Consider the following 15,929-nt stretch of genomic DNA (forward strand, 5'->3'; position numbering starts at 1 on the left):
AAAGGGGCGCGGATTGCCCGCGCCCCCGTCATCGTCCTGTCCTGCGGATCAGTCGCGCAGCAGTTCGTTCACGCCGGTCTTGGCGCGGGTCTTCTCGTCCACGCGCTTGACGATCACGGCACAGTAGAGATGCACGCCGTTCTTCGACGGCATGGAGCCGGAAACCACCACGGAATAGGGCGGCACCTCGCCCATGAAGACCTCGCCGGTGTCGCGATCCACGATCTTGGTGGACTGGCCCAGATAGACCCCCATGCCCAGAACGGAGCCTTCGCGCACGATCACGCCTTCCACCACCTCGGAGCGCGCCCCGATAAAGCAGTTGTCTTCGATGATCGTGGGGCCCGCCTGCATGGGTTCCAGCACGCCGCCGATGCCCACACCGCCCGACAGATGCACGTTCTTGCCGATCTGCGCGCAGCTGCCGACGGTGGCCCAGGTGTCCACCATGGTGCCGCTGTCCACATAGGCGCCCAGGTTGACGAAGGACGGCATCAGCACCACGCCCGGCGCGACATAGGCGGATTTGCGGACGATGCAGTTGGGCACGGCGCGGAACCCAGCGGCGCCCCATTCGGCCTCGCCCCAGCCGGCGAACTTGCTGTCCACCTTGTCCCACCAGCCGCCGCCCTGCGGGCCGCCGGATTGCAGTTCCATGTCCTTGAGGCGGAAGCCCAGCAGAACGGCCTTTTTCGCCCATTGGTTGACGTGCCAGTCACCGTCGCGTTTCTCGGCCACGCGCAGGGCGCCGCCGTCCAGCGCGTTCAGCGTTTCCTCGATCGCGGCGCGGGTGTCACCGCCGGTGGCGGGGGTGATCGTGTCGCGCGCCTCCCAGGCGGCTTCGATGGCGGTTTCCAGTTGCGCGATGTCCATGTCCCGTCTCCGTGATGAGGTGTCCCCGGCCCTATACTGGCCCCGGCCCCATACTGGCAATGCCCCGGCTGGCAAATCGGCGCCGGTTCCCCCGGCGCGCCGGGCGGGGTAGGAAGAGGGCAAAGAAGGATCGCATCATGACCGACGACAGCCGCTCGCCTTTCCGCGACGCCCATTCCGACATCGACACCGCATCGCAGGTGCCCGACACGCCGCAGACCCGTGCCCCGGCCTATCGCCTGGCCTTTGCCGATGACGAATTCATCCAGCGCGACGAGCTGCGGCCCGTCCGCTTGCAGCTGGAGCTGCTGAAGCCGCAGATGATCATGGACGAACGCAATATCGATTCGACCATCGTCCTGTTCGGCGGCGCCCGCATTCCCGCCCCCGCCCACCGCGACACCGCCCGCACCGAAACGCTGGCCGATCTGTCGCGCTTTTACGACGAGGCGCGGACCTTTGCCCGTCTGATGACGGAAAAGAGCATGGAGAGCTACGGCCGTGAAAACGTCATCGTCACCGGCGGCGGCCCCGGCGTGATGGAGGCCGGCAACCGGGGCGCGGCGGATGCCGGTGGGGCCTCCATCGGGTTGAACATCGTGCTGCCGCATGAACAGGCGCCCAATGAATACGTGACGCCGGATCTGTGCTTCAACTTCCACTATTTCGCGATCCGCAAGATGCATTTCCTGATGCGCGCCCGCGCGATCTGCGTCTTTCCCGGCGGTTTCGGCACCCTGGACGAGATGTTCGAGGCCCTGACCCTGATCCAGACCGGCCGCATGGAAAAACTGCCCTTCCTCCTGTTCGGCGAAGACTTCTGGCGCCGGATCATCAACTGGGAGGCCCTGGCCGAGGCCGGTACCATCGCGGAGGAAGACCTGAAGCTGTTCCGCTTTGTCGAGACGGCCGAAGAAGCGATCGAGGCGATCGAAACCTGGGACGGCGCGGGGGAAAAACGCGCCCATGTGCCGGGGCGCACCTGATGTCGGCGCTGGCCCCGGCGGCCGGTGGGGCCGTCGCGGTGCTACGGGTCGGGGTGCTGTTCCTGGCCGGGCTGGGGGCGGCGGCGCAATTCGCGAAATTCTCCGTCCTGTTTCCGGCGTGGCAGGCCGCCTATCCGCACGCCGGGGCCTGGCTGGGGTTTCTGGTGACCCTGGTCAGCCTGACAGGTCTGGCCTTTGGTCTGGTCGCCGGGATGCTGGTGGCGCGGATCGGGTTCCGGCGGGTGCTGATCTGGGCGCTGCTGCTGGGCGCCGCGATTTCCACCGGGCAGGCGCTGTTGCTGCCGTTGCCCGCGATGATGGCCCTGCGCGCGGCGGAGGGGCTGTCGCACCTGGCGCTGGTCGTCGCGGCGCCGACGCTGATGGCGCAGATCAGCGATGACCGGATGCGGCCTTTGGCGATGACGCTGTGGGGCACGTTCTTCGGCACTGCCTTCGCGGCCTATGCGCTGGTCGGTCCGGGGTTGCTGGAACTGGGCGGCCTGGCGGCGGTGCAGGTCAGCCATGCGGGCTGGATGCTGGCTGTGGCGCTGTTGGTGGCCTGGGCGCTGCCCGCCGATCCCGCCCCCGCGCGCCTGCCGCCGGGGCGGGTGGCCCGGCCGGAGACGCCGATGACGCCAGGCCGCATCCTGCGCCGCCACGGGCAGGCCTATGGCTCTCCCCGGTTGAACGCCGCCGCGCTGGGCTGGCTGTTCTACACCCTGACCTTCGTGTCGGTGATGACGGTGCTGCCACCGACCTTTCCCGAACCCGCCCGCGAGGGGCTGAGCACGATCATCCCGCTGGCTGGCATCATCACCTCCCTGACGCTGGGCGCGTTGTTGCTGCGGCGGGTGGCGGCGGTGCGGGTGACGCTGGCGGGGTTTGCCGTGTCGGGGGCGCTGGCGCTGCTGCTGGGCGCCTCGGGCGGGGCGGGCTGGGCCGCGCTGGCGCTGTTCGCCGCACTGGGCCTGGTGCAAAGCGGATCTTTCGCCCTGATCCCGCAGATCAACGAAAGCGCGTCCGACCGGGCGCTGGCCAATGGCGCGATGGCGCAGATGGGCAACCTGGGGAACCTGGTGGGCACGCCGATCCTGCTGGCCGCGACCGGGGTGCTGGATCTGGCGGGGATGGTGCTGTTTCTGGTGCTGGCCTATGGCGGCGGGCTTCTGGTGCATCTGCTGGCCGCCCGTGCCCGCGCCCGGCAGGCCGGGCCGCTGGCCGCGCCGGGCTGAGGCCTCCACCGAATCGCAAACGCAACGGGGCGGGTCCGCAGGCCCGCCCCGTCGTTTCGTCCCCGATGCGGCGGTCAGACCGTCATGCAGATGTACTTCATCTCCAGAAAATCCTCGATCCCGTGGTGGCTGCCCTCCCGGCCCAGGCCGGATTGCTTCACCCCGCCAAAGGGGGCCAGCTCGGTCGAGATGATGCCGGTGTTCACGCCGACGATGCCGTATTCCAGCGCCTCCGCCACTTTGTAGACCCGGCTGAGATCGCGGGCGTAGAAATAGGAGGCCAGCCCGAAGATCGTGTCATTCGCCATGGCGATCACGTCGTCCTCGTCCTCGAACTTGAACAGTGGCGCGAGGGGGCCGAACGTCTCTTCGGTGGCAAAGGCCATGTCGCGGGTCGCGCCGGTGACGATGGTGGGTTGCAGGAAGGCGCCCGACATCTCGTCATGTTCCCCGCCCAGGATGACCTCCGCACCCTTGGACTTGGCATCGGCGATGTGCTCCTGAACCTTGGCGATCGCCTCGGCGTTGATCAGCGGCCCCAGGTCAGTGCCGTCCTCCAGCCCGTCGCCGACCTTCATCCGGGCGACACGGTCCTTCAGCCTGGCCGCGAAGGCATCATAGACACCGGCCTGCACGTAGATCCGGTTGGCGCAGACGCAGGTCTGGCCATTGTTGCGGAACTTGCAGATGATCGCCCCCTCGACCGCCGCGTCCAGATCGGCGTCGTCAAACACGATGAACGGCGCGTTGCCGCCCAGTTCCATCGAGCATTTCATCACCTGGTCGGCGGCCTGTTTCAGCAGCGTGCGCCCCACTTCGGTGGAGCCGGTGAACGTCAGCTTGCGGACCTTCGCGTTCTCGCAGAATTCCTTGCCCGCCTCCGACGCGCGGGAGGAGGTGACGATGCTGAACACCCCCTTGGGGATGCCGGCCCGTTCGGCCAGCACGCCCATGACCAGCGCAGACAGCGGCGTTTCCTTGGCCGGGCGTCCGACAAAGGCACAGCCGGCGGCCAGCGCGGGGGCGGCCTTGCGGGTGATCATCGCGTTGGGGAAGTTCCACGGCGTGATGGAGGCGGCCACGCCGATCGGCTGTTTGATCACCGTGATCCGCTTGTCGCGCTGATGGCCGGGGATGGTCTCCCCGTAGACGCGCTTGGCCTCCTCGGCGAAGAACTCGATGAAGGAGGCGCCATAGGCGATCTCGCCCTTGGCCTCCGCCAGCGGCTTGCCCTGTTCGGCGGTCAGGATGCGGCCCAGATCGTCCTGGTTTTCCATCATCAGGTCGAACCAGCGGCGCAGGACCTGGGCGCGTTCCTTGCCGGTCCATTGCGCCCAGTCCTTCTGCGCCTTGTAGGCGGCGTCGATGGCGCGGGCGATCTGGTCGCGCGACAGGTCCGCCACCTGCGCGATGACGTCGCCGCGCGCCGGGTTGGTCACGTCGAAGGTGCCATTGTCGCCCTGCACCCATTCCCCGGCGAGGTAGGCGGCTTCGGCCAGCAGAGTGGGGTCATCGAGCAGGGATTTCAGATCGGTTTCACGTTGGTCGAGCATGTTATCCTCCCATGGTCGGGTTTTCGGACAGGAAGGCATCTCCCCCGCCGGATGTCCAGCAGGGGTGGCAAAACCGCGCCGGATCACCCGAATTTCTGCGCCCAGCTGGGAAAGGGATCGTCCGGCAGTGCACGGGCGGCATGGACACCGCGCGCGATGGCGCGGGCGACGCAGACCGCTGCGGCATGGCCCAGGAACAGCGTGTCTCCGGGGCCGGCTACGGGGCGGTCGCCCGTCGCGGCGGCAAAGAGCAGATCACCGTCGAACGGGGTATGGGCGGGCACCAGCGCGCGGGCGATGCCGTCATGGGCGGCGGTGGCCAGCCGCGTGCATTGCGCCTGCGTCAGGTCGGCATCGGTGGCGATGATGCCGATGGTGGTGTTCTGGCCCTTGGCTGCCATCTTGGTCGCGGGCAGATGCGGATCGGGCCAGCGTTGCGCCACGCCGTGGCCGCCGAATTCGCCGTTCAGCTCGAACGGAGCGGCCCAGAAATGCGGGCCCTCCCCCACCGTGGCACTGCCGATGGCGTTCACCGCCATCAGGGCGGCGACGGTGTGGCCCGTTGGCAGCACGACAGAGGCGGTGCCGATCCCGCCCTTCAGCCCGGCGGTGCTGGCGCCGGTGCCGGCGCCGACGGTCCCGGTGTCCATCGGCCCGTCGGTCGCGGCCTCGAACGCGGCGCGACCCAGGGCGGGGTAGGGGCTTTCGTTCCAGCCCTTGTCGCCACCGCCCAGCAGATCGAACAGGATCGCCGTGGGCACGATCGGCACCCGCAGACCCGGCGCTCCGGCCTCGTGCCCGCGCCCGGCGGCGCGCAGGGCGGCCATCACGCCCCCGGCCGCGTCCAGCCCATAGGCCGAGCCACCCGACAACACCAGCGCGTCAACCTCCTGCACCGTCTTGTCGGGGGCCAGCAGGTCGGTTTCACGTGTGCCCGGCGCACCGCCCATCACATGAACCCCGGCGGTAAAGGGCCGGTCGGCGGTGACGACAGAGACGCCACTGCGGATGGTCATGTCCTGGGCCTGCCCGACCTTCAGGCCGGGGACATCGGTGATCGCGTTCAGCGGGCCGGGGCGCAGAGTCATGATCGGCTCCGCGCGGCTGGGTGCCGTGAAAACGGGTGCGATTTCATGTGCATGTCTGGTATCCTCGTGCTGGTGGGCCGGGTCGCCCCGCCGCCGTGACGCCCAGCATTTCGTGGCCCCCCGCCGGGCGCAAGCCGATTTTTCCCTCTGCCCCCGCGTCACGGATCATGCTAGCCCTTGGCTCAGGCGCGGGCGATGGCGTCGCCCGACCTCCAGCCGATTGCACGTCCTGAACGCCGGGACCGACCTGATGGAGGCCCGCATGGACCGTTCCGCCCACTTCCGTTTTCACAACGGGGAGAAATCCCCGCTGCCCTTCGCCGAGATCGAGTATGAAGCCCGCCTGAAGGGCCTGCGTCAGCTGATGGAGGACGCCGGGGTGCAGGCCGTGGTCCTGACCTCGATGCAGGGCATCGCCTATTATTCCGGCTTTCTCTACTGCGCCTTTGGCCGCCCCTACGGGCTGGTCGTGACGGAGAGCGAATCCGTGACCATCAGTGCCGGGATCGACGGCGGCCAGCCCTGGCGGCGCTGCCATGGCGACAACATCACCTATACCGACTGGACGCGGGACAATTTCTGGCGCGCCGTGGCCCATGTGGCGGGCTCCGGGCGGATCGTCGGGTACGAGGGCGATCACCTGACATTGGTGCAGCGCGAGAAGCTGGAGGACCACCTGTCGCCACTGGTCCAGGTGGATCTGGCCGAACCGCTGATGCGGCAGCGCATGATCAAGAGCCCGGCGGAAATCGCCCTGATCCGGGAGGGGGCGCGAATCGCCGATCTGGGGGGCGCCGCCATCCGGGACGCCATCGCCCGCGGCGCGCGGGAGATCGACATTGCCATGGCCGGTCGCGACGCGATGGAGCTGGAGATCGCCCGCGCCTTCCCCGATGCCGAATACCGGGACACCTGGGTCTGGTTCCAGTCCGGGCTGAACACCGACGGCGCCCACAACCCCGTCACCTCCCGCCGGTTGGCGCGGGGCGATATCCTGTCGCTGAACACCTTTCCCATGATTTCGGGCTATTACACCGCGCTGGAGCGGACCCTGTTTCTGGGCGAGGTCGACGAAGCCTCTCTGAAAATATGGGAAACCAATGTCGAGGCGCATGAACTGGGCCTGTCGCTGCTGCTGCCGGGCCGGTCCTGCGCGGAGGTGACGGCGGAGATCAACGCGCTTTTCGCCGATGAGGGCCTGCTGCAATACCGCAGCTTCGGCTACGGCCATTCCTTCGGTGTGCTGTCGCATTACTACGGCCGGGAAGCCGGGCTGGAACTGCGGGAGGATATAGATACGGTGCTGGAACCGGGCATGGTCGTGTCGATGGAACCGATGCTGACCCTGCCGCAGGACATGCCGGGTGCGGGCGGGTATCGCGAACATGATATCCTGCTGATCACGGCAGAGGGGAACGAGAACCTGACCGGGTTCCCCTACGGGCCGGAGCACAACGTGGTGGGCTAGACAAGAAGGGGGTGCCATGGCGGAACAGGGCCTTTGGGCCGCGACGGGGGGCGATGCGGTGGCTGCGCCGCCGTTGACCGGTGCGGCGACGGCGGATCTGGTGGTGATCGGCGGTGGCTTTACCGGATGTTCCGCCGCGTTCCACGCCGCGCAGGCCGGGCTGCGCGTGGTGCTGATCGAGGCGCAGGAGTTCGGCCATGGCGGATCGGGGCGCAATGTCGGGCTGGTCAACGCCGGGCTGTGGCTGCCCCCTGACCGCATCGTGGACCGGATGGGAGCGGCGGCGGGCGAACGGCTGACCCGCGCCCTGGGCGCCGCGCCGGACCTGGTGTTCGACCTGATCGACCGCCATTCCATCGCCTGCGAGCCGGTGCGCGCCGGAACCCTGCATCTGGCGCATCGACCCGCCGCCCTGGCCGAATTGCGCGGCCGCCACGAACAGGGGCAGGCGCGGCAGATGCCGTTGCGCCTGCTGGATGCGGACCAGACCGCAGCGCGGGTGGGGACACGGGCATTCCACGGCGCGCTGTTCGATCCGCGCGCGGGCACCATACAGCCGCTGGCCTATGTCCGGGGACTGGCCCGTGCCGCACAGGCGGCAGGCGCCGCGCTGCATGCCGGTGCCCCGGTGCGGCGCATCGCGCGGCAAGGCGACGGCTGGCAGGTAGAGACCAGTGGCGGCCGCGTCGCCGCCGGGGCGCTGATCCTGGCCACCAATGCCTATGCCCGGGGACTGGATCGGACCGCCGCGCCCGCGCCCGCGCCGCTGACCCCGGTGGGGTTCTTCCAGATCGCCACCGCCCCTGTCACCGCGCCGCAAATCCTGCCGGGCGGGGAAGGGGCGTGGGATACCGGCACGGTCATGACCTCCCTACGGCGGGACGCGGCGGGGCGGGTGATCCTGGGCGGGATGGGCCGGCTGGACCTGCCCCATGCGGGGCTGCATCGCCATTGGGCGCGGCGCGAACTGGCACGAAACTTTCCCGACCTGGCTGACGCACCCATCGAACAGGCCTGGTGGGGCCGCATCGGGATGAGCGGGGACAAATTGCCGATGATTGCGCGGCTGGGGCCGCAGGGCTATGCGCCGCAAGGTTATTCCGGGCGCGGTATCGGGCCGGGCACGCTGATCGGGCGGGCGCTGGCACAGGCAATCGCCACGGGCGCCGAGGCGGATCTGCCGCTGGTGCCTGTCGATCCGCCCCGCCGCCCCCTGACCGGCGCCGAAGGCGCGATGATCGAAGCCGGAGCCGCCCTCTATCACGCCATGGCCGCGCGCGGCTGACCAGCAGCCAGGGCGCGCGGCCGTCTTTCCCGCAGGGACCAGCCGCCGGGCCCCCTCAGGTCGCCTGCAAGGTCAGGGGCGCCGAACCAGCGCCAGACGTCCTTCCGGCCAGGTCGCGATCAGGTGCCGAACCGGCCCAGTTCGCGGAAATCCATCTGGCCCAGCAGGTCAAGCACCGCGTCGGCCTCCCCCTCGCCCTTGACCAGGATGCGGTTGTCGATCAGCCCCTGCACGGTGTTGTCCTGAATGGCGAATTTCTGGCGGCCCACCCGTTCGACCTGCATCCCCATCATCCCGGCATTGGCCAACATGCCCGACATCGCCCCGACCATGGGATTGTCGGCCATGATGGACAGGGTGATCTCTGTCCCGTCGGGATCGGCATAGGTCGCCTCTGCCCCGACGCCTCCGCCCATCATGCCCATCGCGGCGCTCATCTCGGTGTTGACGGTGCGGGTCCAGCCTTCGGGTGCGGGGGGCAGGAAACCGCCCAGGCTGTCGGCCTTCATCGTCATCATCTTCTGGCGGGCGAAATCCAACTCCTCCAGCGCGTAGGACAGGTCGCCCTCTTCATAGGCCTCCAGCGCGGAGCGCAGGGTATCGGAGACCTCATCCGCCGCCAAAGGCGAGGTAAGCACGAGGATCAGGGCAAGGGACATGGCGGATCGGGACATGGAAATACTCCTTGAAAATGCCGGTCCAGAATGTCGCCGGGAACCGAACCGGGCAAGTCCCCTCTGGCACGGCAAAGTTTGACGAAATGTCATGACGGGTTGATGCAAACCGGGATAAGAACGACCATATCATTGGATAATTCATCACCAGCAGGAGTGTTCCATGTCCGATTTCGACGCGCAGGTCCGCGAAAGCCAGACGCAAGTGGCCGACGCGCAGGCCAAGATCGCGGAGCTGACCAGCCGGATCGAGCTGGCGCGCCAGAAGATCAAGTCGGGTGACGACGCGGTGGTGGACATCGAAAACGCGACGCTGGACGACGTGCACGCCCATACGGAGGCGATGAACGCCAATATCGCCGAGCTGATCATGGGGCTGGACGATGTCACGGCGGCCTTCTCCCGCGATTTCGATGAAATGCGGTCGAAAACCGGGTGGGAGAAGTTCATCGGCATCTTTTCCGGTGCGAAATCCGACCAGATGCGGCAGGAGCGGGTCCGCTCGGCCTCCATTGACGACAAGTTGCAGGATCTGATCGCCAAATCCGACGTGATCACCCAACTTCTGGAGGGGCAATTGTCCGTGCTGAACGAACAGAAGGACAAGGTGGAGGCGAACCTGACCGACACCCTGGACGAGCGTGAGTTCACGGTGGGGGAGCTGGAAACCGTCCGGGCGGAAATCCTGGCCGTGGATCCGCAGATCATCGAGCTGGAGAACAGGATCGCCGTTGAACAGGATGCCGCCGCACGGACCAAGCTGGAGACGGAACTGGCCGACCTGAACCAGCGCTACAACGCGATGGTGCAGGACGAACAGGTGAAACTGGCGAAAAGCCAGACGCTGGAACGCTATATCGAGAAGGGCAAATCCTGGGTCGATTCGCTTCAGAACCAGGCGGCGACGCAGATGGTGCTGATCAACAAGTTGCAGACGGACACGAAGCAGCGGGTGGTACTGTACGACGCGCTGACCAAATCGCTGAAGACCGCGCAGCAGCAGGAAATCGCCCACCGCATCAACGAGATCGGGACCGAGACGGACAAGCAGGCGCAGCAGGCCATGGCGCAGATCGGCGCCGCCACCAATGCCCGCATGGCTGACATGATGGAGGCCCATGAGGGCCACATGGTCTTTGCCCGCGAGGTGCTGGAAGCCAAGGCAAAGGCCGATGACCGCTTTGCCCGCCGGTTCCAGGCGATTGTCGAGAAACACGACAAGAACCTGTATGGCGGCTGAGGCCCTCGATGCCTGACCTTCCCCCGATGTCAGAGGCGCGGCTGTCCGATACCGCCGCACAAGATCACGTCGGCCTGACGGATACCTTTGCCTCCCGCCGGTATTTCCGCAAGTTCGAGGCGATCACCGCACATCTCGCCCGCGTTGCCGGCGTTATGGAGGTGGAAGGCAGCCTGACGCGGCAGGAGACCGAGATCCTGACCCGGCATATCACCGCGCTGACTTTCACCTTCCGCGCGTTGTCGATGAAATACCTGCTCGCCGGGCGGGATACGGGGCGGTTCTTCGGCTCCCTCACCATCGACAATCACGAAAGCGGCTTTCCCGCCGCGCAGGAACTGATGGTGATGGCCAATGACGCGCAACAGGCGGAGCGGCATCTGCGCGACACGCCCACCGCGCCCGAGCTGAAACAGCAGATGCTGCGCAAGATCATGGGCGATCTGGAATTGCCGACCAAGCTGCAATTCGCCCTGTCCCAGCGGCTATATTATGAGGAATTGTCGCGCGGGTCGCTGTTCTGGCCGCGCAATGACCCGGAAGCGGTGTGGATCACCAACCTGTCCGACCGGCGGCGGCGCTACCTGCTGCATTGGTCGGTCTACGACAGCCAGGTCAACCTGCCGGTCCTCTACCTGATGGAAGTGGAGGATACCGGCCGCGACGCCTTGCCGCGCGATCAGCGCCGCTGGCCCGAGGTGCAGGCGCATCTGATCGGGCAAAGTCTGGGCGGGTTGAAACTTCTGACCATCGCGCAGGGGTTCGACACGGATTTCGACGACCTCCACCCCAAGCGGCTGCGGCGGTTCCACCTGGGGCCGATGTATTCCCACGCCTACACCCGCCAGTCCGGCCCGATCCGCGACGTGCTGGCCGAAGCAGCCAGCCCTGAAGGGGAGGATTGGGCCCTGGCCTGGACCTCGGAGGATCTGCACAGCGAGAGCGTCCGCTCGGAACGGGCCGGCTGGTTCGGCAGCGTGGAGCGGGAGGTCTACGCCCTCGATCCCTTTGCCGGGCGCGGGGCGGAGACGGGGGCCACCCGTCAGGACCGCGCGCTGATTCTGCCCGCCCGTCCCTACCAGGTGCTGGCCGAGAAGAACCCCCCCGGCTTTGCCGCCATCCGCAAGTTCGTCGTCAGCCCCGCCGGACGGGTGCTGAGCTACCGTTGACCGGCCCCTTCGTGGCGCCCCACCATGTGGAGACCCCCAGATGAGCCTGACCACCGACCAGATGGAACTGCGCGAGGAGGACATCCAGGCGCATTACGACGCCGCCCATGCCCTGTTGGACGGGTTCGACCACGCCCCGCGGATTGCCACGCCCGCAGGGGACGCGGCGCCCGCCACGGCAGAACGTTCACCGGGGATCGGCGGGCGGCGGCGGTTCCGGTCCACCACGCCGGGGCTGGTCACGCGGCGGGTGGAACGGCGTGCCGGCGTTCACCTGCTTGACACAATCGCGGAATGCGATGCGGGCGATCCGCTGACCTCGCCCCGGCAGGCGGCGGTGGGCGTGGCGCTGCGCCGGGCGCTGGCCATCGCCCTGGCGATGGGGGATGGATTTGCCGATCAGACCGGGCTGGCCGATCTGAAACGGCAGAACCTGGAAAACGCCCTGCCCGCCGCCCGCCGGGCGGAGTTCACCGAATTGCTGGCCGCCGAATCTCTGGTGGTGCTGCATGTGCTGGGCAATGCCCTGTCCTTTTTGCTGGCGCCCCATGCCGGGGAGGTGACGGTGGAGTTGGGCGGCGTGGAGGAGGTGCTGACCGATAACGCCCAGCTGGCGCTGCACGGCACGCTGTGGGAACTGGATCAGCAGATCACCAGCCATGCCGCAGGGCAGGAGGACCGACTGGTTCCCACCGCGCTGGCCTATGCCGACCTGCTGATGGACAAGATCGCCCGCCGTGCAGAAACCGCGCCGCGCACCGCGCCCTTTGCCGCCGCCTCCTGGCGGGTGGAAGCCGACGACCTGACCCTTCAGGGCTTTACCCCCGCGCGACGCGGCAAGGGCAGCACCCTGACCATGAGTTTCAAGAAACCGGAGGAGGTGGTGGGCAACCACATCGCCAAATATCAGGCGATGAAACTGGCCAAGATGCTGATGGCCTATGATTTCGACCGGCGGCTGAACCCCTTTGCCGAACTGGGCGGGTTCATCTTCACCTTCATGGGCGACGGGATGCCGGGCACGGGCAAGACGACGCTGATCCAGATGATGGCCGGGCTGATCGACACGTATTGCCGCAACGCGGGCTATCCGTTCCGCTATCAGAACCTCAGCACCGAAAACATCGACAGCTATCAGGGAAAATCGGGCCAGAACGCCAAGGCCTTCATCAACAACGTGCTTGACCCTGGTGTCATCGGCTTTGGCACCATCGACGATATCGACCAGCTTGCGGGCAAACGCGGTGACCGCCAATCCTCTGCCGGGCAACTGGAGATTACCGCCGTGCTGATGGAGAGCTTTGCCGGTGCCAACACGGTGGTGCGCGGCAATTGCACCTTCGGCATGTTCTCCAACTACCCCGAGAACGTGGACGACGCCCTGCGCCAGCGCGCCGGGGCGCGGTTCCTGGTGGACGGGCCCCAGACGCGGGAGGATTACATCGACATCCTGGCCCTGCTGATGGGCCAGCGGCACGACATTCCGCTGGGCGATCACGACCTGTTCTCCAACCAGCAGATCAAACGCGCCGTCGCCGCCAGCTTTGCCGCGCATGAACGCCCGAAGGAACCGGGGCTGCTGAATGTCTTCGACCGGGTGCAGGACCAGCACGGGGCGCTGGACACGCTGGCCAAGCTGGGCACATACCTGAAGGCGATTCAGCAGGCCGACCCGCGCTTTACCGGGCGGGCGATCAAGAACATCACCGATGCGGTCAAGGTCCGTGCCATGGATTTCGAACTGCCCGACGCCTGGATGGAACAGCCTGAATTGTTCCTGTTCAAACCCTATGACGAGAAACGCGCCATGATCGAGGACCTGCGCCAGCCGATCACGGTGGAGATGGTCCTGCAGGAGATCAATCGCTACGCCGACAGCGAATTCCGCTATGCCGACAAATCCGACGAGGCCGCGATCGCCGACATGGTGCGCGATTTCGGCCGGCAGGAGGCGGCGAAAGCGCGCTACTTGGCGGAAAAGGGGTGATTGCCATGACCTGGGGGAACACATGAAACGCCTGATCGAAAAGGGCCTGATGTATGGCAACCTGGTCCATGTCGGGAGTCCCGCGCTGGTTGAACGTTACAACCGGGCGCTGGCGCATCTGACGGGGAAGCGGACCCAGCTGGCCGAATTCCACGTGGATATCTCCGGCTATTCGCCCGAGGTGGGGGAAGAACTGGGGGATGAGCTTTACCTGAACGAGAACGGGTGCAACCGGCAGTTCATCCTGCTGAGCACCGAACAGAAAACCGCGCCGCTGCTGAATGCGGCCTTCTCGACCTCGCGCTCGATCCTGCGAACGTTCATCGAGGCGAACGAATCGCAGCTGTTCGCCTTGACCGCGCGCGATGCCGTGGCGGGGGAGCTGGTGAATTCCGTCTTTTCCGTCGCCGATCCGGTGCGGCTGTTCGATATCCGCAAGGTCGTGGTGGAGGCCGATACCACCACCGGCACCGTGCGCGATGCCGAAGAACTGGGCCAGATGACCGACCGGTTCCTGACCGAGGAAGACGCCTGGTTCGATGACGTGCTGATCGCGCGCATGATCTCCATGGCCAAACGCACCGGCGACGTGACGCGCAACCCGGTGCGCCTGACCCGGATGGAATTCGCGCAGGACAATTTCTGGACGGCGCATTTTGGCGGGCTCTACCTGTTTCGCGGGGTGGAGCATCCGGCCCTCATTGCCGCCGGCGACCGCACCGCCCTGGGTGACCTGCCGATCCCCTATGTCTTTGACCTGGGTCAGCGCAACCGGATCGCGCGGTTCCTGGACCTGAACGGGCTGGTCGAACCCATCGTCAGGGCGCGCGGCATCGACGCCTCCGCCATCCTGCGGCAGAAGATGGATTTCATCATCGTCGACACCGCCCGCGACGAGGGGCTGGACCTGGCCGGCGCCACCCGCCGCGACCTGCGCGCCATCGCCCGCCATAATGCCGACCGCCTGCCCCCCGAATACCATGCCCTGCGCCAGTTGCTGGCCTGGGCGGAGGACGGCGGCGACTGGCCGCGCATCACCTCGGATCACGCGGCCTATTTCCACACGCTGCGCGCCACCGATACGCCGGATCGCGACCTGGTGAACATGCTGCTGGCCGAACTGGCGCCCAAGGACGTGCGCCAGCTGTTCATCTGCCACAAGCCGCTGTTCTACCGCCTTTACGCCAGTTGGCCCGAGGCCAAGAAAGCTTACGTGGCCGAGTTCCTGGCCCGTGAATACCTGGCGGACAAGGTAGGTGCGCGGGATGCGCTTTTCGGGCATGATGCCCCGATGGAGGAACCGCCCGCGCGCCCCCGCGTCGATGCCCGTCGCAAGCGCGGCGACACGCGCAAGGTCAGCGAAGATGACCTGATCCGTCGCGTCGGACCCTGGGGCGCCGTGCAGACGAAAGGACGCTGATGATGCTGGCCCTGTTGCGCCTGGCCCTGGTGGGCTTCGTGATCCTGACGCTGGTCTATGTCGGGGTGTCGATCTGGTCCCGCCAGATGCGCCGTCGCAAGCTGCGCCGCCAGTGGAAGGACGAGGGCCGCACCGGCGACCGCGATGCCTGGATTCGCGACGGGCTGGAGGATTACGACGACAGCTTTCGCCGCCACTTGATCCTGCTGGTCTACATCGTTCCGGTGGCCATCATCGGCCTGATCATCTATGCCGTGAACTTCATGTAAGGAGCTGGCCATGCGCTTTGTGAAATGGGTCTTCTGGGCCGTCATCTGGCTGTTTATCGCGGCCTTCTTCCACTACACCCTGCCGCAGCACGACATCGCGCGGGTCACCGATACCTTCGAAAAGCGTGTCGATTTCGGCGAAAACTCGATCTTCTGGGCGCAGGCGGATACCGGCAGCGCGACCGGGGCGGTGAACCGGGACGTGTTCTTTATCCAGACGATGCGGGCCAATGGCCGCCCGATGGTCTATCGCAACGAGGACACCGGTTGGGGCTGGCCGCCTTATTTCAAGTTCGACACCAGCAATTTGCAGGCCGAGGCAGCGGATCTGCGCTCGACCTCGGAAGCGCCGAAATGGGTGTCCATCACCCATTACGGCTGGCGCAACGAGTTCATGAGCATCTTTCCCAACGCGGTGGGCGTAAAGCGGGTGGAGGGGCCGGATGTCACCATCATCCCCTGGCTGAACATCATCATCCTGACGCTGTTCGCTGCGGTGGTCTGGGCGCTGCGGGTGCGCTGGATCCGTTTCCGCGAACGCCGGATTGATCCGCTGGTGGAGGACGCTGGCGACAGCTGGGACCAGGGGCGCGGCCGCATGTCGCGCTGGCTGGGCAGCTGGCGGCGGAAGTGAAATAGGCGGGACGCCGGGGATTCGCGCCGTCTGACGCGCAGGAAAAAGGGG

General features: G+C 66.7%; 14 protein-coding genes. 10 read left to right on the forward strand and 4 right to left on the reverse strand.

Annotation, left to right across the window (positions count from 1 at the left end):
• Positions 1 to 48: 48 nt before the first annotated feature.
• Positions 49 to 873, reverse strand: a complete 825-nt coding sequence (dapD, locus tag G5A46_RS06750) for a 2,3,4,5-tetrahydropyridine-2,6-dicarboxylate N-succinyltransferase (RefSeq protein ID WP_163848498.1) — start codon at positions 871 to 873, stop codon at positions 49 to 51.
• A 137-nt stretch (positions 874 to 1,010) separates the two neighbouring features.
• On the opposite strand from dapD, the gene G5A46_RS06755 reads away from it, so the two are divergent.
• A complete protein-coding gene (locus tag G5A46_RS06755) occupies positions 1,011 to 1,859 on the forward strand; it encodes an LOG family protein (RefSeq protein ID WP_163848500.1) in 849 nt (282 codons plus the stop codon).
• On the forward strand, positions 1,859 to 3,091 hold the full coding sequence (locus G5A46_RS06760; protein WP_163848503.1) for an MFS transporter: 1,233 nt from the start codon (positions 1,859 to 1,861) through the stop codon (positions 3,089 to 3,091). The genes G5A46_RS06755 and G5A46_RS06760 overlap by 1 nt, the downstream gene beginning before the upstream one ends.
• 74 nt (positions 3,092 to 3,165) lie before the next feature.
• Here G5A46_RS06760 and G5A46_RS06765 read toward each other — a convergent pair whose 3' ends face one another.
• Both G5A46_RS06765 and G5A46_RS06770 read right to left on the reverse strand, forming a co-directional pair.
• On the reverse strand, positions 3,166 to 4,644 hold the full coding sequence (locus G5A46_RS06765; protein ID WP_163848505.1) for an NAD-dependent succinate-semialdehyde dehydrogenase: 1,479 nt from the start codon (positions 4,642 to 4,644) through the stop codon (positions 3,166 to 3,168).
• 83 nt (positions 4,645 to 4,727) lie between these two features.
• On the reverse strand, positions 4,728 to 5,726 hold the full coding sequence (locus G5A46_RS06770; protein ID WP_163849915.1) for a P1 family peptidase: 999 nt from the start codon (positions 5,724 to 5,726) through the stop codon (positions 4,728 to 4,730).
• A 268-nt stretch (positions 5,727 to 5,994) separates the two neighbouring features.
• Between G5A46_RS06770 and G5A46_RS06775 the strand changes: the two genes are divergently transcribed.
• Positions 5,995 to 7,200 (forward strand): aminopeptidase P family protein, encoded by a 1,206-nt coding sequence (locus G5A46_RS06775; RefSeq protein ID WP_163848507.1) that lies wholly within the window; start codon positions 5,995 to 5,997, stop codon positions 7,198 to 7,200.
• 16 nt (positions 7,201 to 7,216) lie between these two features.
• Positions 7,217 to 8,485 carry an NAD(P)/FAD-dependent oxidoreductase gene (locus tag G5A46_RS06780; protein ID WP_163848509.1) on the forward strand — a complete coding sequence of 423 codons (1,269 nt, stop codon included), beginning with the start codon at positions 7,217 to 7,219 and terminating at the stop codon, positions 8,483 to 8,485.
• 119 nt (positions 8,486 to 8,604) lie between these two features.
• Here the strand turns inward: G5A46_RS06780 and G5A46_RS06785 are convergent, their stop codons facing one another.
• Positions 8,605 to 9,159, reverse strand: a complete 555-nt coding sequence (locus G5A46_RS06785) for a hypothetical protein (protein ID WP_163848511.1) — start codon at positions 9,157 to 9,159, stop codon at positions 8,605 to 8,607.
• A 163-nt stretch (positions 9,160 to 9,322) separates the two neighbouring features.
• Between G5A46_RS06785 and G5A46_RS06790 the strand changes: the two genes are divergently transcribed.
• From G5A46_RS06790 to G5A46_RS06815, 6 genes are read left to right on the forward strand one after another with little or no spacing between them, the layout of a single operon-like run.
• Positions 9,323 to 10,399, forward strand: coding sequence for a hypothetical protein (locus G5A46_RS06790; protein ID WP_163848513.1), 1,077 nt, complete (start codon positions 9,323 to 9,325; stop codon positions 10,397 to 10,399).
• 8 nt (positions 10,400 to 10,407) lie between these two features.
• The gene (locus tag G5A46_RS06795) at positions 10,408 to 11,568 is read left to right on the forward strand and encodes a hypothetical protein (RefSeq protein ID WP_239520651.1); all 1,161 of its coding nucleotides are present in this window, start codon (positions 10,408 to 10,410) and stop codon (positions 11,566 to 11,568) included.
• 40 nt (positions 11,569 to 11,608) lie between these two features.
• The gene (locus tag G5A46_RS06800) at positions 11,609 to 13,555 is read left to right on the forward strand and encodes an AAA family ATPase (RefSeq protein ID WP_163848515.1); all 1,947 of its coding nucleotides are present in this window, start codon (positions 11,609 to 11,611) and stop codon (positions 13,553 to 13,555) included.
• A 22-nt stretch (positions 13,556 to 13,577) separates the two neighbouring features.
• Positions 13,578 to 14,975 (forward strand): DUF6638 family protein, encoded by a 1,398-nt coding sequence (locus G5A46_RS06805; RefSeq protein ID WP_163848517.1) that lies wholly within the window; start codon positions 13,578 to 13,580, stop codon positions 14,973 to 14,975.
• Positions 14,976 to 14,977: 2 nt separating this feature from the next.
• The gene (locus G5A46_RS06810) at positions 14,978 to 15,244 is read left to right on the forward strand and encodes a hypothetical protein (RefSeq protein ID WP_163848518.1); all 267 of its coding nucleotides are present in this window, start codon (positions 14,978 to 14,980) and stop codon (positions 15,242 to 15,244) included.
• A 10-nt stretch (positions 15,245 to 15,254) separates the two neighbouring features.
• On the forward strand, positions 15,255 to 15,878 hold the full coding sequence (locus G5A46_RS06815) for a DUF1523 family protein (protein WP_163848520.1): 624 nt from the start codon (positions 15,255 to 15,257) through the stop codon (positions 15,876 to 15,878).
• Positions 15,879 to 15,929: the final 51 nt, after the last annotated feature.

It is taken from the genome of Pseudooceanicola aestuarii, from assembly GCF_010614805.1.
Lineage (GTDB): Bacteria > Pseudomonadota > Alphaproteobacteria > Rhodobacterales > Rhodobacteraceae > Pseudooceanicola > Pseudooceanicola aestuarii.

What these genes read in the sequence shown, in the direction of transcription:
- G5A46_RS06790 (WP_163848513.1), top strand. Translation starts at nt 9,323, where the DNA reads ATGTCCGATTTCGACGCGCAGGTCCGCGAAAGCCAGACGCAAGTGGCC.
- dapD (WP_163848498.1), bottom strand. Translation starts at nt 873, where the DNA reads ATGGACATCGCGCAACTGGAAACCGCCATCGAAGCCGCCTGGGAGGCG.
- G5A46_RS06805 (WP_163848517.1), top strand. Translation starts at nt 13,578, where the DNA reads ATGAAACGCCTGATCGAAAAGGGCCTGATGTATGGCAACCTGGTCCAT.
- G5A46_RS06815 (WP_163848520.1), top strand. Translation starts at nt 15,255, where the DNA reads ATGCGCTTTGTGAAATGGGTCTTCTGGGCCGTCATCTGGCTGTTTATC.
- G5A46_RS06785 (WP_163848511.1), bottom strand. Translation starts at nt 9,159, where the DNA reads ATGTCCCGATCCGCCATGTCCCTTGCCCTGATCCTCGTGCTTACCTCG.
- G5A46_RS06765 (WP_163848505.1), bottom strand. Translation starts at nt 4,644, where the DNA reads ATGCTCGACCAACGTGAAACCGATCTGAAATCCCTGCTCGATGACCCC.
- G5A46_RS06760 (WP_163848503.1), top strand. Translation starts at nt 1,859, where the DNA reads ATGTCGGCGCTGGCCCCGGCGGCCGGTGGGGCCGTCGCGGTGCTACGG.
- G5A46_RS06795 (WP_239520651.1), top strand. Translation starts at nt 10,408, where the DNA reads ATGCCTGACCTTCCCCCGATGTCAGAGGCGCGGCTGTCCGATACCGCC.
- G5A46_RS06810 (WP_163848518.1), top strand. Translation starts at nt 14,978, where the DNA reads ATGCTGGCCCTGTTGCGCCTGGCCCTGGTGGGCTTCGTGATCCTGACG.
- G5A46_RS06780 (WP_163848509.1), top strand. Translation starts at nt 7,217, where the DNA reads ATGGCGGAACAGGGCCTTTGGGCCGCGACGGGGGGCGATGCGGTGGCT.
- G5A46_RS06755 (WP_163848500.1), top strand. Translation starts at nt 1,011, where the DNA reads ATGACCGACGACAGCCGCTCGCCTTTCCGCGACGCCCATTCCGACATC.
- G5A46_RS06800 (WP_163848515.1), top strand. Translation starts at nt 11,609, where the DNA reads ATGAGCCTGACCACCGACCAGATGGAACTGCGCGAGGAGGACATCCAG.
- G5A46_RS06775 (WP_163848507.1), top strand. Translation starts at nt 5,995, where the DNA reads ATGGACCGTTCCGCCCACTTCCGTTTTCACAACGGGGAGAAATCCCCG.